The following is a 14,779-nucleotide window of genomic DNA, read 5'->3' as shown; positions in this document are numbered from 1 at the left end:
GCTGTATCAACCCACTTAGGCTTCGGGCATCTCTGGAGATGCTCGATGCCTTTTCGTTATTTCATTAAACAACTTCTGTTGCCGCCCGGCCTTCTCTTGCTGCTGTTGCTCGTCGCCTGGTGGGTGCGACGTTCGCGGCCGCGATTGGCTGGGCTGTGTTTTGCCCTGGGATTTGGCGGCTTTCTGCTCATGAGCCTGCCGGTGGTTGTGCAATGGGGCGCCAAGGCCCTGGAGCGCGAACCGCCGTTGCCCCGGGATTCATGGACAAGCCTTGCGCAACGTGCCGATGCGATTGTGGTGCTGGGTTCCGGCCGCGAGCGCGGCGATCTGGCCTGGGGCGAAGATCAGCCGACTGGCGTGGGACTGGAGCGGCAGCGTTATGCGGCGCGGTTGGCCAAGGCCTCAGGGCTGCCGATTCTGACCAGCGGTGGCCTGCATTACGGTACTCCACCGAGCGAAGCCAAGCTGATGGCCGATTCTCTACGCGATGATTTCGGTGTGACGGTGCGTTGGCAGGAAGGAGAGAGTCGCACCACGTGGGAGAACGCCGAATTCAGCGCCAAAATGCTGTTGCCGGAAGGCGTCAAACGCATCGTGCTGGTGACCCAGGCCTGGCATATGCCGCGTGCGGTGTGGAGTTATCAACAGGCTGGGTTCGAAGTGGTGCCGGCGCCGGTCGGTTTCCTCGGCACTGACAATGCCCGGCCGTTTGGCGGCTGGCTGCCGGAATTCAAGTCGATCTGGCAGAGCGGGCAGCTGATGAATGAGGCGGTGGGGCAGATCGGCTATTCGCTGTTCTACCGCGGGGATGACACCGCCGATTGATCACTCCCGCGCAGAGCGCGGGAGTGAGCGGGTTTTCAAAGGGTCTTGGACATCCGGTTAGTCATCAGTGCCCAGCCAAACAGCACCACGCACAGGATGATCAGCGGCCACGAGCGCCATTGCAAATACGGTGTCAGGTTATGCATCGGCACCACTTCGCCGTAGAGCACGCCTTGTTCGAACTGCGGAATGCGCTCGGTAATCTGCCCGAACGGGTTGATCAGGCCGGTCACGCCGTTGTTGGTGGCTCGAATCATCCAGCGCCCGGCTTCGAGGGCGCGCATCTGCGCCATCTGCAAATGTTGCAGAGGGCCGATCGAGGTGCCGAACCAGGTGTCGTTGCTGATGGTCAGCAGCAGGTCGCTGCGTGCCGCCAGGCTTGCAGCAAACTCCGGGTACACCACTTCGTAGCAGATGAACGGTGCAATCTGATAACCCTTGGCCTGCAACAAGGCCTGATCGGCAGGGCCGCGGGCGAAGTCGGACATCGGCAGGTCGAAAAATGCGATCAGCCCACGCAAGATGTCCTGCAGCGGTACGTACTCGCCGAACGGCACCAGTTTTTGCTTCAGGTAAGTACCGTCGCCTTCGCCAACTACGGTGATGCCGTTGAAGAAGCGCTTCTCGTGACGCACCGTCTGGCGAATCGGCACACCGGTGATCAGCGCCGATTTACGCTCGGCGGCGAAGTTGCCCATCATGTTCAGGTAGCCCTCGGCGGACTCCTTGAGCACCGGGACGGCGGTTTCAGGCCAGATCAGCAGGTCCACCGGTTTCGAACGGAAGCTCAGGTCGCGGTACAGCGCCAGTTGTGCGTTGAGTTCGGCCGGGTCCCATTTCATGCTTTGCGCGACGTTGCCCTGAATCGCGGCGACACTCAGCGCGGGACCGGCGGGGCTGGTCCAGGCATGCCCCTTCAGTGCGATGCCCGCCACCCACGGCCCGACCAGCAACAGTAAACCTGCGGCGATAAAACCTTTGCGACCGGTTTGCAGCAGGCGCGGTGCGTTGTAGATCAGTGCGGCGGTCAGCGCCAGGACGAACGACACCAGCCACATGCCGCCCACTGGCGCGAGCCCGGCAAGTGGGCCATCGAGCTGGCTGTAACCGGAATACAACCACGGAAAACCGGTGAGGAACCAGCCACGGAACGCTTCCTGGCCAACCCACAGCGCAGCGAAGGCCAGGGCATCGGCCAGTGGCGCCTCATTGCGACGCAGCCAGCGCGCCCAGAGCCAAGCGGGGAGGGCGAAGAACCAGGCAATGGCCGCCGTGAAGATCAGCATCAGGAACCCGGCCAGCAGCACCGAAGCGCCACCGAAATGGTGGATGCTGTAGTAGATCCAGCTGGTGCCGGCGCCGAATAGGCCGAAACCGAAGCACCAGCCCCGACCCAGGGCCTGGCGCGGACTCAGCTCGCGCAAGCCAGCGTAGAACAGGCCGACTGCCAGCAGGGCCAGCGGCCAGAGATCGAACGGTGCCAGCGCGAAGGTGGTGATTGCACCGGCCGCCACGGCCAGCAGGTTACCGGGCCAGCCGGGGCGGGTTGTCCAGCGCATTTCAGTCCTTAGATTTAACGAGCAATGGGCGTCAGTCGCAGCAAATGAATCCGACGGCTGTCGGCGTTCAGGATGCGGAAACGATAGGCGCCGATTTCAGTGATTTCGTTGCGTTTTGGCAAGTGCCCGAACGCGCTCATCACCAGCCCGCCGACGGTGTCGAACTCGTCGTCGGAGAATTCGCTGTCGAAAAACTCGTTGAAGTTCTCGATCGGCGTCAGGGCCTTGATCAGGAAATCACCGCTGGGCAGCGGCTTGATGTAGCTGTCTTCTTCGACGTCGTGTTCGTCTTCGATGTCGCCGACGATTTGCTCAAGCACGTCTTCGATGGTCACCAGACCCGCCACTCCGCCGTATTCGTCGATCACGATGGCCATGTGGTTGTGGTTGGCGCGGAACTCACGCAGCAACACGTTCAGGCGCTTGGACTCCGGCACGAAGGTGGCCGGGCGCAGCAGATCCTTGATGTTGAAGCTGTCGCCGTTCTCCTTGAGGATCAGCGGCAGCAGATCCTTGGCCAGCAGCACGCCCATCACGTCGTCATGGCTTTCGCCGATGACCGGGTAGCGCGAGTGGGCCGAGTCGACCACGGCAGGGAGGAATTCGCGGGGTGTCTGGGTCGCCTTGATGCTGATCATCTGCGAGCGCGGCACCATGATGTCGCGTACTTGCAGGTCAGCCACCTGGATGGCGCCTTCGACGATGGCCAGCGCTTCGCTGTCCAGCAGTTTGTTTTGATGTGCATCGCGCAGCAGCTCAAGCAGCTCCTGGCGGTTCTTCGGCTCGTGGGCAAAAGCCTGGGTCAGTTTACCCAGCCATGACTTCTGCCCGTTGCTCGATCGATCTTCGCTCATAGCGATTACTCTGAATCCTTTGTTGTAACGATAGGGGATGTTTCGGTTTCGTCGTCCGCGTACGGATCGGGATAACCCAATTCGGCAAGCAACTCGCGTTCCAGTGCTTCCATTTCCTCGGCTTCCTCGTCATCTATATGGTCGTAACCAAGCAGATGCAAGCAGCCGTGAATGACCAGATGTGCCCAGTGGGCCTTTAGTTCCTTGCCCTGTTCGGCAGCTTCACGCTCAACCACCGCCACGCAGATCACCAGATCGCCCAGCAATGGAATGTCGAGAAACTCGTCGGGCACTTCGGCGGGAAAGGACAGGACGTTGGTCGCGTAATCCTTGTGGCGCCAGGTGTGATTCAGTTCGCGGCCTTCTACTTCGTCGACCAGACGAATGGTCATTTCCGAATCAGCGGTGCGCTGGCGCAGGGCCAGTTCGCACCATTGGCGGAAATCGGATTCGTTCGGCGCAGACGCTTCGGTCGCGATTTGCAGGTCAAGCTCAAGCATCGTGGCGATTGTCCTTCGGTGTTTCATCGGCCACGCGATTCTCGAAGCGCTCGTAGGCTTCGACAATGCGTTGCACCAGCGGGTGGCGCACGACGTCTTTGGGCATGAAGTGGGTGAAGCTGATACCCGGCACATCCTTCAGGACTTCGATGACGTGATGAAGTCCGGATTTGGTACCGCGCGGCAGGTCGACCTGAGTGATGTCACCTGTGATCACGGCCGTGGAGCCGAAACCGATCCGGGTGAGGAACATTTTCATCTGCTCGACGGTGGTGTTCTGGCTCTCGTCGAGAATGATGAAACTGTTGTTCAGCGTGCGGCCACGCATGTAGGCCAGCGGCGCGACTTCGATCACCTGACGCTCGATCAGCTTGGCCACGTATTCGAAGCCGAGCATCTCGTAGAGTGCGTCGTAGAGCGGGCGCAGGTACGGGTCGATTTTCTGCGACAGGTCGCCAGGCAGGAAGCCGAGTTTTTCACCCGCTTCGACCGCCGGACGCACCAGCAGGATGCGGCGGATCTGCTCGCGTTCCAGGGCATCCACGGCGCAGGCCACGGCCAGGTAGGTCTTGCCGGTGCCGGCCGGGCCGATGCCGAAGTTGATGTCGTTGCCGAGAATTTCCTTCACATAGCGCAGCTGATTCAAGCCGCGTGGGCGAATCATGCCTTTCTTGGTGCGCAGGGCGACGGAGGCTTCGGCGGGGGCGTGATTGTCCAGCTCAACGACGGACGATTCCTGAAGGAACAGGTGAACCGTGTCTGGCGACAGCTCTGAACCTTTGGTTTCCCGGTACAGTCGACGAATCAGATTTTCCGCAGACGTTGTGAGCTTGGGGTCGCCGATCAGCTCGAACTGATTGCCGCGGTTGCGGATCTCGATGGTCAGGCGCTGTTCGATCAGGCGCAGGTGCTCGTCGAACTGCCCGCACAGATTGGCGAAGCGGCGAGCCTCAAAAGGCTCGAGGATAAAACGATGAGGTTCTATGGGTGCGTTCAAGGTCGTATTTAGCCGCCCTGGGGCAATTAGGATGAAATCAAGGATAACGCCAGTGGCGTGGGTGCGAAAGCTCTTAAATGGATGAGCCTATTCTCAAGAACAATGCAGGCCACTGTGGGAGCTGGCTTGCCAGCGATAGCGGTACGACAGGCGACATATTGGTCGGGGCTGATGGCCTCATCGCTGGCAAGTCGAATCGTCGCACCGCAGCTCCCACAGAATTCTCAGTGTTTCTGATATTTGTTACTGGATCAGCGAGCCGCGCAGCGAGTGCGGTTGTGCCGCATCGATGTGCACGTCGGCGAACTGGCCGATCAGGGTCGGATTATCGCAGCGGAAGTTGACGATACGATTATTCTCGGTACGCCCCTGCAGTTCGCCCGGGTCTTTTTTCGAGTAATCGGTCACCAGAATCCGCTGAGTCGAGCCGACCATTTGTCGGCTGATCTCGAAGCCTTGCTGGTTCAAGCGATGTTGCAAGGCATTCAGGCGTTCTTTCTTCAGCTCTTCCGGGGTGTCGTCGGCCAGGTCGGCAGCCGGGGTGCCCGGGCGCTGGCTGTAGACGAACGAGTAGGAAAAGTCGAAACCGACGTCGGCAATCAGCTTCATGGTCTGTTCGAAATCTTTCTCGGTTTCACCCGGGAAGCCGACGATGAAGTCCGAGCTGATGCAAATGCCCGGTACGGCGGCGCGCAGTTTACGCAGCTTGGATTTGTACTCCAGCGCCGTGTGGTTGCGCTTCATCGCGGCCAGGATCCGGTCCGAACCCGATTGCACCGGCAAGTGCAGGTGCTTGACCAGTTCCGGTACGTCGGCGTGGGCCTGGATCAGGCTGTCGGAGAATTCCAGCGGATGCGAGGTGGTGTAGCGGATGCGGTCGATGCCGTCGACGGCCGCGACGACACGGATCAGTTCGGCCAGATCCGCCAGGCGCCCGTCGTGGGTCGTGCCGCGATAACCGTTGACGTTCTGCCCCAGCAAGGTCACTTCACGCACGCCGTTTTCGGCCAGGTGGATGATCTCGGCGATCACGTCGTCGAACGGTCGGCTGACTTCTTCGCCGCGGGTGTAAGGCACCACGCAGAACGTGCAGTACTTGCTGCAGCCTTCCATCACTGACACGTAGGCACTCGGGCCGTCAATGCGCGGCTCGGGCAGGTGGTCGAACTTTTCGATTTCCGGGAACGAGACGTCCACTTGCGGCAGCTTGCTGATGCGCGCGGCGTCGATCATTTCCGGCAGGCGGTGCAGTGTCTGCGGGCCGAACACTACGTCAACGTACGGGGCGCGATCACGGATCGCCGCGCCTTCCTGGCTGGCCACGCAACCGCCGACGGCGATTACCATGTCCGGGTTGGCCAGTTTCAGTTCGCGCCAGCGACCGAGCTGGGAGTACACCCGGTCCTGGGCGCGTTCGCGGATCGAGCAGGTGTTGAGCAGAATCACGTCGGCGTCTTCCGCCCGCGCCGTGACTTCCAGGGCCTGGTGTTCGCCCAGCAGATCGACCATGCGCGAGCTGTCGTACTCGTTCATCTGGCAACCGTGGGTTTCGATGTAAAGCTTCTTGGCCATGGAATAGGGTCGTCACGTGGTTCAAAGAACCGCGCATTATAGGGAACATGTCCCCAGGTTCCTACCGTTGCGCGTCCAGTGGCTATGCTATAGTTCGCGCCCTCATTTTTACCCCGATGTGTTGTCCGCCCGCCATGACCAAACGCGAAGCTCCAATCTACAAGGTGATATTCCTCAACCAGGGCCAGGTGTTCGAAATGTACGCCAAGCAGATCTATCAAAGTGATCTGTGGGGCTTCCTGGAAGTGGAAGAGTTCGTCTTTGGCGAGCGCACCCAGGTGGTCGTCGACCCGAGCGAAGAGAAGCTCAAGGCGCAGTTCGAAGGCGTGGTGCGCAGCTTTGTGCCGATGCATTCGATCGTGCGCATCGATGAAGTGGAACGTCTCGGTACGCCGAAAATCAGCGAGGCGCGTGGCGCGGTCGGCAATGTGATGCCGTTTCCGGTGCCGATGCCCGAGAAGTAAGCGGGGCGGGAGAAGGGACTACGGCAGGGGCGAGAACGGCGTACGGCCGTCGGCGCTCTGCAGTTCCATCAGGTATTTACGGAAAATTTGCCCGAGCACCTGGGTGGCTGTTTCCAGGTCTTCGCGGGGCATTTTCTCGGCGACTTCGTCGGCGGTGTCCAGTGCATCTTCGGCGCCGTTGACCGCGGCCATCTTCAGCACGATGTACGCCTGAATGTTGTTGGCCTGCACGCCTTCACCGTGGAAGAACATGGTGCCGAGTTTGAATTGCGCCTGGGCGTGGCCTTGCAGCGAGGCCTTTTCGAAATAGCTCAGGGCTTGATTGAGGTCGCGCGGCGCATTCTTGCCGTCGTAGTAGAACTCACCCAACTCGTATTGCGCTTGCGCATCCCCCTCATCCGATGCCTTTTGGCAGGCGGCGAGGGCCTGCGTGACATCTTGCGGCTGAGTATTGAGGGTGCAACGACCCATCGCCGGGATCAACAACGAGTTGCCGCCTGCTTGTGCATGTGCGAGCAGTGGCTGAAGGAGCAACAGGCAGCCCAAGGCAAGGGTGCGGCCGGTGCGGTTCATGAGAATCGACTTACCTCTGAAGGGCGCGCGGACCCATCGAGGGATCCAATAAGCGCGCATTATGAAATAAGCAGGGCCAACCTTACAAAGTCTTTACTCGATTTTCTGCTGTGTGGGGAATATATCACCCGGTTTGCGGGATATTTTTGGCAGAAGCGTCGGAGAAAGCGCTGGAATGTAGGTGAAAGCTGACGCTGGCAATGGCCAACGTCAGCGATCAAGCCATTACTTCAGTTTGGCGAACGCGCGCTCGGCAGCGTCGAGGGTCAGTTTAAGCTCCGCTTCGCCGTGGGCGATCGAGGTGAAACCGGCTTCGAATGCGCTCGGTGCCAGGTACACGCCACCTTCCAGCATCAAGTGGAAGAACCGACCAAACAGTGCTGCATCGCTGGCCATCACGTCTTCAAAAGTAACAATGTCGTCGGCGCCGCTGAAGTACAGACCGAACATGCCGCCCGCCTGGGTGGTCACGAAGGGAATGCCCGCCGCGTCAGCGCGCTGTTGCAGGCCGTCGAGCAGGCGAGTGGTGTAATCGGTCAGCTCGGCATGGAAGCCCGGGCGGCTGATCAGGCGCAGGGTGGTCAGGCCGGCGGCCATCGCCAGCGGGTTGCCCGACAAGGTGCCCGCCTGATAGACCGGGCCCAACGGCGCAATGCGCTCCATGATCGAACGCTTGCCGCCGAAACAGCCGACCGGCATGCCGCCGCCGATGATCTTGCCGAAAGTGGTCAGGTCCGGGGTCACGCCGTAGTAAGCCTGGGCACCGCCGAGGGCCACGCGGAAGCCGGTCATCACTTCGTCGAAGATCAGCACCACGCCGTGCTTGTCGCACAGGCTGCGCAGGCCTTCGAGGAAACCCGGTGCCGGCGGCACGCAGTTCATGTTGCCGGCTACTGGCTCGACGATGATGCACGCCACGTCCTGGCCGACTTCAGCGAGCATTTTTTCAACGGCGTCGATGTCGTTGAACGGCAGGGTCAGGGTGTGTTTGGCGAACGCCGCCGGCACGCCGGCCGAGCTTGGTACACCCTGGGTCAGTGCACCGGAACCGGCCTTGACCAGCAGGCTGTCGGAGTGACCGTGGTAGCAGCCTTCGAACTTGATGATGCTGTCGCGGCCGGTGAAGCCTCGGGCCAGTCGGATCGCACTCATGGTGGCTTCGGTGCCGGAGCTGACCATGCGCACCATCTCCATCGACGGTACCAGCGAGCAGACCAGATCGGCCATCTCGGTTTCCATCGCGGTCGGCGCGCCGTAGGACAGACCGTGTTGCAGCTGGTTACGCACCGCGTCCAGTACGTCCGGGTGGCTGTGGCCGAGGATCATCGGGCCCCAGGAACCGACGTAATCCACATAGCGCTTGTCGTCTTCGTCGGTAACGTAGGCGCCTTCGGCGTGCTTGAAGAACAGCGGCGTGCCGCCGACGCTCTTGAACGCGCGAACCGGCGAGTTCACGCCACCGGGAATGTGTTTCTGGGCGTTGGCAAACAGGGTTTCGGAACGAGACATGATCGGGCTCTCAAAAATCAGGATTTGAACAATTCGTTGAATGCACGGGCGCGGCGGGTCACTTCGGCGGTGCTGTCGGCGCCGAACAGGCCATGGACCACGGCCAGCAGATCGACACCGTGGGCCACCAGCGGCGCGGCGTTGTCGAGGGTGATGCCGCCAATCGCGCAGATTGGCAGGTGCAGCGTCTGGCGGGCCTGATCGAGCAGTTCGAGGCTGCAGGTCGGCGCACCGGGTTTGGTGTTGGAGTTGAAGAAGCGACCGAAGGCGACGTAGCTCGCGCCTTCTTTGGCGGCTTGTTCGGCCAGCTCCAGCTGCGCGTGGCAGGTCGAGCCGATGATTGCCTTGGAACCGAGCAGGGCGCGGGTCGGCGACAGCGGGCCGTCGGTCTGGCCCAGGTGTACGCCGACGTTCAGGCGAGCGGCCAGTTCGGCGTCATCGTTGATGATCAATTGGGTCTTGTAGCGCTCGCACAGATCACGCAAGGCCTCGGCCTCACGCAATCGCCGGGCTTCATCGCTGCTCTTGTCGCGGTATTGCAGGAGGGTGACGCCGCCTTCCAGCGCCGCCTCCACATACGGCAGAAACTTGCCGGCCAGTAATGGGCCGTCGGTAATGGCGTACAGGCCACGTAGTTTCATCAGGCAGACCTCACGACGTTACGAGCAGAAATCCAGCGGCAGACGACGCGGCACGAACTGGCCTTTACCCAGTTGTTCGGCATCGCGCAGGGTGCGCCAGGTGTAATCCAAAGCGGTGCGCACAGCGCTGGCCAGGTTTTCGCCCAGTGCCAGTCGGCCGGCGAGGGTGCTGGCCAGGGTGCAGCCGGAACCGTGATAGCTGCCGGGCAGACGCTGGCACTTGAAGGTTTCGCGCAGGCCGTCGCGGCTGTAAAGGCGATTGTGGATTTCGGTTTCGTCGCCGTGACCACCGGTGATCAGCAGGTTCTTGATGTACGGCAACAGTTTTTCAGCGCACTCGTCCGCAGTGCCTTCTGGCAGTTCGGCGAGGATCCGGGCTTCGGGAAGGTTGGGCGTGGCGATGATCGACAGCGGCAGCAGGCGTTCGCGCATGGCGTAGCCGACCTCGTCCTTGCCCAGGCGTCCGCCGCCGCCGGCGCGCAGCACCGGGTCGCAGACCACTGGCAAATGCGGGTGCGCCTGAAGCAGTTCGACGACGGTGTCGACCATTTCCAGGGAACCGAGCATGCCCAGTTTCACTGCCGCGACTTCGGAGTCGTTAAGTACGGCATTGGCCTGGGCCAGTACCCACTCACGGTCTAGGACGCGGAAGTCAGTGACGTTGACGGTGTCTTGCACGGTCAGGGCGGTGACGGCCGGAGCCGCATGGCAACCCTGAGCGAGCAGGGCTTCGATATCTGCCTGCAAGCCGGCGCCACCACTGGGGTCGTGGCCGGAGAGACAGAGGACAACGGGGCGTGAGCTGTAGATATTCATGGTGCGCGAGCTTACCACCAAACCTGTTTTTCGGGTGTTGTGGCGCAGCACTCGGCCGATAACCTCGGCAACTGGATCCGCACGGGTTTTCACACTCTGACCGAGCCAACAGCTCTAGCTCGGTACTCTGCTCTGAAACGCCCGTTCTAGAGCCTTTGTCGGAAAAATTTCCATGGTGCTCAATGGCCATCAACGGCTATGCTAGAGTGGATCCAAACCAATAACAGGTAATACCGGTTTTACGTCTACTCAAAGGGAATGGGGGGCTTCCTGACACAACCGGACAAGCCACGCTGGGGCTTCAATGCGCTATTTGTTGATGTTGCTGTTCTGTTTGCCCCTCCTGGCAAACGCCGTCGAATTCGACGAGTTCACCCAGAGCCTCCCGCTGGGTCGATCCCTGCAAGTGTTCGAAGACCCGAGCGGTCAGGCGAGCATTGCCGACGTCCGCGCGCAAGCCGCTGCCGGACAATTCAAGGCCCACGATAAAGCCACGCTCAATGCCGGTTACTCGCGTTCGGCGTTCTGGCTGAAGATCGACCTGCATTACCGCCCGAGCAATCCGGCGGCGCAGCGTACCTGGCTGCTGGAACTGGCCTACCCGCCGCTCGATCACCTCGACCTGTATCTGCCCGATGCCGCCGGCGACTATCGTCTGGTGCGCCAGACCGGGGACGCGTTGCCGTTCGCCAGTCGTGAGATCCGGCAGAACAACTACCTGTTCAACCTCACGTTCCGGCCGGACCAGCAACAGACCGTCTATTTGCGGCTGTCCAGCGAAGGCTCGATCCAGGCACCGGTGACGTTGTGGTCGAGCACCGCGTACCTCGAAGACCAGCCGGTGCGCCTGTACGTGCTGGGTCTGATTTATGGCGTGCTGCTGGGGATGCTGGTCTACAACCTGTTCATCTACCTCAGCGTGCGCGACACCAGCTACCTCTATTACATCTTCTATATAGGCTCGTTCGGCCTTTATCAGCTATCGGTCAATGGCGCAGCGGTCGAATACTTCTGGCCAAACAACCCGTGGTGGACCAACGCCTCGACGCCGTTCTTCATTGGTTGCGCGGGCCTGTTCGGCAGTCAGTTTGCCCGCAGTTTCTTGCAGACCAAAAACCACAGCCGCTGGCTCGACCGTCTGTTGATTGCCCTGATCGCCTTCGGCGCGCTGGTGATGGGGCTGTCACTGATGACCAGTTATGCGCTGGCCCTGCGTCTGGCGACGACACTGGCGTTGACGTTCACCATAGTGATCTTCGCCGCCGGGATTCTCGCCTGGTGGCGCGGCCTGCGAGTGGCGCGCTACTTCATCATCGCTTGGTCGGCGTTTCTGCTCGGCGGCATCGTCAACACGATGATGGTCCTGGGTTTGCTGCCGAACGTGTTCCTGACCATGTACGCCAGCCAGATCGGCTCGGCCATCGAGGTGGCGCTGCTGTCGCTGGCGCTGGCCGACCGTATCAACGCCATGCGCGAGCAACAGGCACAAACACTGTTCGATGCCGGCCAGAAACTCGAAGTTCTCAACCAGCAACTGGCCCACAGCAACAAGCTCAAGGACGAATTCCTCGCGACCCTGACCCACGAACTGCGCACGCCGATGAACGGTGTGATCGGTTCGCTGGAGCTGATGCAGACCGTCGAACTCGATCCGGAACTGGAGCAATACCAGCAGACCGCCGCCGGTTCGGCCCGGGACATGATGCGCATGGTCAACGGCATCCTGACCCTGACCGAACTGCAGGCCGGCAAGCTCAAGGCAACGCCGGGCAGTTTCAGCCTGCGCGCCGTGGTCGAGGCGCTGCGCGTGCAGTTCGATGGCAACGCGTCCAGCAAGTCGCTGGACTTCAAGGTCGAGGTGTTGCCGACCCTGCCGGATCGCCTGCAGGGCGACAGCGCCAAACTCGCGCAATGCCTGGAGTGCCTGCTGGACAACGCGATCAAGTTCACGCGCGTCGGCGGTCTCGCCTTGCGAGTCACCGGCAAACCGTCGACGGACAATCGTCTGGCGCTGTCGTTTGCGGTGATCGACACCGGCATCGGTTTTACCGATCTGGGCGAGGCGACGATGTATCAGCGATTCTTCCAGCTCGACGGTTCGATGACCCGCGAATACGGCGGCCTGGGCGTCGGTCTGGCGATCTGCCGACAACTGGTGGAACTGCTCGGTGGCAAGTTGACTCACCGCTCGGAGCCGGGGCGCGGCAGTCGCTTTCAGCTGGATGTCGAGTTTGAATTGCCAGCGGTTGAAGCCGCTCCAGTGTTAACGCGCGATGCCGCGCGCGCCCCGCAGGACTGCACCGTATTGCTGGTGGACGACAACAGCGTCAACCAATTGGTGATGCGCGGCATGTTGCTCAAGCTCGGTTTCCGAGTGCGCACCGCCGACCATGGTGCCGCGGCGCTCGAATATTTGCAGCGCGAAGCGTTCGATGCGGTGCTGATCGATTGCCAGCTGCCACCGCTTGATGGCGCGTCGTTGTGCTGCCAGATCCACGACTTGCCGGGCTGCGCCAACCTGCCGGTGTTCGTGATCGCGCTGGGGGCGGATCGAGAGCATTGCGCATCTGCCGGCTCGATCGATTACCTGAGCAAACCGGTGAAATTCGAAGACTTGCAGGTCGCGATGCAGCGGCGGGTGTTGAGTTGTTGATAGGGTGAAAGCGCCGGCATTTAGGCCGGTATGACACTTTGATCGGTTCGGGGGCGGTGCTTAACTGAAGCTCTGGCCGATCAAGGAGCCCCGTCATGAACCTGCATCAGTTCGCCGAAACCCACGAAGTCACCAACCAGCCACCGTCGCTGGACGGCACCAACCTGTACCGCATCGACCTGCCGTTGCAGGAGTGGTCGCGGCGGTTCGGCGCTGGCTGGGCCGAGTCGCGGATTGACGCCTACGGCGCGCTGGCCGGCGGGCCGCTGATGGAGGCCGGGTTCCTCGCCAACCAGAACAAACCGGTGTTCGCCAGCCATGACCGCTACGGTCATCGCATCGATCTGGTGGAATTTCACCCGGCGTATCACGAGCTGATGCGCACGGCCATCGAACATGGCCTGACCTCGTTGCCTTGGGCTCATCCGCAGGAAGGCGCCCATGTTGCCCGCGCCTCCATGAGCTATCTGCACAGCCAGGCCGAGGCCGGCAGTGGTTGCCCGTTGACCATGACTTTTGCCAGTGTGCCCGCGCTGCGCTTGCAACCGGATCTGGCCGAACAATGGCTGCCGAAAATCCTCGCCACCGAATATGACCCGCGCAATGTCGGCATGGCCCATAAAACCGGCGTCACGATCGGCATGGCGATGACCGAGAAACAGGGCGGCACCGACGTGCGCGCCAACACCACCAAGGCTTATCCGGTCGGCGCCAGCGGCCCGGGCCAGGCTTATGAACTGGTGGGGCACAAGTGGTTCTGTTCGGCGCCGATGTGCGATGCGTTCCTGACGCTGGCGCAGACCGACAAGGGCCTGACCTGTTTCCTGCTGCCGCGCCATCGTCCGGACGACACGCGCAATCAGTTCTACATCCAGCGCCTGAAAAACAAACTCGGTAACCAGTCCAACGCCTCCAGCGAAGTGGAGTTCCGTGGTGCGTTGGCGTGGATGGTCGGCGAGGAAGGGCGCGGCGTGCCGACGATCATCGAGATGGTGGCCATGACCCGTTTTGATTGCATGGTCGGCTCCAGCTCGCTGATGCGTCAGGCCCTGACCCAGGCCAGCCATCACTGCGCCCATCGCAAGGTCGGCGGCAAACTGCTCAGCGAACAACCGCTGATGCAAAACGTGCTGGCCGATCTGGCGCTGGAAAGCGAAGCCGCGCTGGCCCTGAGCCTGCGCATGGGCAAGGCGCTGGATCATCTGAACGATCGCCACGAAGCGCAGTTCGCCCGACTGGTGACGGCGGTGGGCAAATACTGGATCTGCAAACGTGCGCCGGGGATGATCAACGAAGCCGCCGAATGCATGGGCGGCGCCGGGTATGTCGAAGACAGCATCCTGCCGCGCCTGTACCGCGAAGCGCCGGTGAACTCGACGTGGGAAGGTTCCGGCAACGTGCAATGCCTCGATGTGTTGCGTGCACTGTCGAAAGAGCCGGGCGTGCTCGATGTGCTGTTCAACGAGCTGGGCGACGGCCATGGCGACAAACGGCTGGCCGCGCATATCCAGCAATTGCAGGCGTCGTTCAAGGACACTGGCGACATTCAGTACCGGGCGCGGCAACTGACTGAAGACATCGCTCTGGGGCTGCAAGCGAAGCTGTTGCTGGAGTCCGGGAACTCGGCGGTCAGCGATGCGTTTATCGCCAGTCGCCTGAGTGGGGGCGGCCGTGTCTACGGCGCGTTGCCCCGCGGGCTCGATGTCGAAGCCATCGTCGCTCGCTCCACCCCGCAAGGTTTCTGACTGCAATTTCCAAGCACCGAAAGTCCTTGTGGGAGCTGGCTTGCCAGCGATGACGGCCTGTCAGTCAACAT

At 61.4% G+C, this 14,779-nt stretch carries 13 protein-coding genes; 4 read left to right on the top strand and 9 right to left on the bottom strand.

What is annotated here, in order from left to right:
• Positions 1-45: 45 nt before the first annotated feature.
• On the top strand, positions 46-825 hold the full coding sequence (locus JJN09_RS22540; protein ID WP_249483853.1) for a YdcF family protein: 780 nt from the start codon (positions 46-48) through the stop codon (positions 823-825).
• 35 nt (positions 826-860) lie between these two features.
• Here the strand turns inward: JJN09_RS22540 and lnt are convergent, their stop codons facing one another.
• The 5 genes from lnt to miaB all read right to left on the bottom strand — a co-directional run bounded on the left by lnt (position 861) and on the right by miaB (position 6,307).
• On the bottom strand, positions 861-2,384 hold the full coding sequence (lnt, locus tag JJN09_RS22535) for an apolipoprotein N-acyltransferase (RefSeq protein ID WP_249483852.1): 1,524 nt from the start codon (positions 2,382-2,384) through the stop codon (positions 861-863).
• A 14-nt stretch (positions 2,385-2,398) separates the two neighbouring features.
• Complete coding sequence (locus JJN09_RS22530; protein ID WP_007909641.1) at positions 2,399-3,238, bottom strand: HlyC/CorC family transporter; 840 nt, start codon at positions 3,236-3,238, stop codon at positions 2,399-2,401.
• Positions 3,239-3,243: 5 nt separating this feature from the next.
• Complete coding sequence (gene ybeY, locus JJN09_RS22525; RefSeq protein ID WP_249483851.1) at positions 3,244-3,738, bottom strand: rRNA maturation RNase YbeY; 495 nt, start codon at positions 3,736-3,738, stop codon at positions 3,244-3,246.
• Positions 3,731-4,735, bottom strand: coding sequence for a PhoH family protein (locus JJN09_RS22520; RefSeq protein WP_249483849.1), 1,005 nt, complete (start codon positions 4,733-4,735; stop codon positions 3,731-3,733). The genes ybeY and JJN09_RS22520 overlap by 8 nt, the downstream gene beginning before the upstream one ends.
• A 243-nt stretch (positions 4,736-4,978) precedes the next feature.
• A complete protein-coding gene (gene miaB / locus JJN09_RS22515; protein ID WP_249483848.1) occupies positions 4,979-6,307 on the bottom strand; it encodes a tRNA (N6-isopentenyl adenosine(37)-C2)-methylthiotransferase MiaB in 1,329 nt (442 codons plus the stop codon).
• A gap of 134 nt (positions 6,308-6,441) precedes the next feature.
• Between miaB and JJN09_RS22510 the strand changes: the two genes are divergently transcribed.
• Entirely contained in the window at positions 6,442-6,771 is a 330-nt protein-coding gene (locus JJN09_RS22510) for a DUF1820 family protein (protein ID WP_077045543.1), read from the top strand.
• An 18-nt stretch (positions 6,772-6,789) separates the two neighbouring features.
• Here JJN09_RS22510 and JJN09_RS22505 read toward each other — a convergent pair whose 3' ends face one another.
• The 4 genes from JJN09_RS22505 to JJN09_RS22490 form a co-directional block, all read right to left on the bottom strand.
• Complete coding sequence (locus tag JJN09_RS22505) at positions 6,790-7,344, bottom strand: tetratricopeptide repeat protein (RefSeq protein WP_096820799.1); 555 nt, start codon at positions 7,342-7,344, stop codon at positions 6,790-6,792.
• Between the two features lie 225 nt (positions 7,345-7,569).
• The gene (gene hemL / locus JJN09_RS22500; RefSeq protein ID WP_064599654.1) at positions 7,570-8,853 is read right to left on the bottom strand and encodes a glutamate-1-semialdehyde 2,1-aminomutase; all 1,284 of its coding nucleotides are present in this window, start codon (positions 8,851-8,853) and stop codon (positions 7,570-7,572) included.
• A 17-nt stretch (positions 8,854-8,870) separates the two neighbouring features.
• Positions 8,871-9,494 carry a thiamine phosphate synthase gene (thiE, locus tag JJN09_RS22495; protein WP_249483846.1) on the bottom strand — a complete coding sequence of 208 codons (624 nt, stop codon included), beginning with the start codon at positions 9,492-9,494 and terminating at the stop codon, positions 8,871-8,873.
• An 18-nt stretch (positions 9,495-9,512) separates the two neighbouring features.
• Positions 9,513-10,310: a hydroxymethylpyrimidine/phosphomethylpyrimidine kinase gene (locus JJN09_RS22490; RefSeq protein ID WP_007958699.1), complete on the bottom strand. Its 798-nt coding sequence runs from the start codon at positions 10,308-10,310 to the stop codon at positions 9,513-9,515.
• Between the two features lie 304 nt (positions 10,311-10,614).
• On the opposite strand from JJN09_RS22490, the gene JJN09_RS22485 reads away from it, so the two are divergent.
• Positions 10,615-12,963, top strand: coding sequence for a hybrid sensor histidine kinase/response regulator (locus JJN09_RS22485; RefSeq protein ID WP_249483845.1), 2,349 nt, complete (start codon positions 10,615-10,617; stop codon positions 12,961-12,963).
• A 95-nt stretch (positions 12,964-13,058) separates the two neighbouring features.
• Positions 13,059-14,708, top strand: a complete 1,650-nt coding sequence (locus JJN09_RS22480) for an acyl-CoA dehydrogenase family protein (protein ID WP_249483844.1) — start codon at positions 13,059-13,061, stop codon at positions 14,706-14,708.
• Positions 14,709-14,779 lie beyond the last annotated feature (71 nt).

The sequence above is a fragment of the Pseudomonas sp. HS6 genome (assembly GCF_023375815.1).
GTDB lineage: Bacteria > Pseudomonadota > Gammaproteobacteria > Pseudomonadales > Pseudomonadaceae > Aquipseudomonas.
The sequence above is the reverse complement of the archived record's forward strand: the minus strand, read 5'-3'. Positions and strand labels throughout refer to the sequence as shown.

Excerpts from the sequence above, each read along its gene's own strand:
- JJN09_RS22540 (WP_249483853.1), top strand. The coding sequence starts at position 46 with ATGCCTTTTCGTTATTTCATTAAACAACTTCTGTTGCCGCCCGGCCTT.
- lnt (WP_249483852.1), bottom strand. The coding sequence starts at position 2,384 with ATGCGCTGGACAACCCGCCCCGGCTGGCCCGGTAACCTGCTGGCCGTG.
- JJN09_RS22530 (WP_007909641.1), bottom strand. The coding sequence starts at position 3,238 with ATGAGCGAAGATCGATCGAGCAACGGGCAGAAGTCATGGCTGGGTAAA.
- ybeY (WP_249483851.1), bottom strand. The coding sequence starts at position 3,738 with ATGCTTGAGCTTGACCTGCAAATCGCGACCGAAGCGTCTGCGCCGAAC.
- miaB (WP_249483848.1), bottom strand. The coding sequence starts at position 6,307 with ATGGCCAAGAAGCTTTACATCGAAACCCACGGTTGCCAGATGAACGAG.
- JJN09_RS22510 (WP_077045543.1), top strand. The coding sequence starts at position 6,442 with ATGACCAAACGCGAAGCTCCAATCTACAAGGTGATATTCCTCAACCAG.
- JJN09_RS22505 (WP_096820799.1), bottom strand. The coding sequence starts at position 7,344 with ATGAACCGCACCGGCCGCACCCTTGCCTTGGGCTGCCTGTTGCTCCTT.
- hemL (WP_064599654.1), bottom strand. The coding sequence starts at position 8,853 with ATGTCTCGTTCCGAAACCCTGTTTGCCAACGCCCAGAAACACATTCCC.
- thiE (WP_249483846.1), bottom strand. The coding sequence starts at position 9,494 with ATGAAACTACGTGGCCTGTACGCCATTACCGACGGCCCATTACTGGCC.
- JJN09_RS22490 (WP_007958699.1), bottom strand. The coding sequence starts at position 10,310 with ATGAATATCTACAGCTCACGCCCCGTTGTCCTCTGTCTCTCCGGCCAC.
- JJN09_RS22485 (WP_249483845.1), top strand. The coding sequence starts at position 10,615 with ATGCGCTATTTGTTGATGTTGCTGTTCTGTTTGCCCCTCCTGGCAAAC.
- JJN09_RS22480 (WP_249483844.1), top strand. The coding sequence starts at position 13,059 with ATGAACCTGCATCAGTTCGCCGAAACCCACGAAGTCACCAACCAGCCA.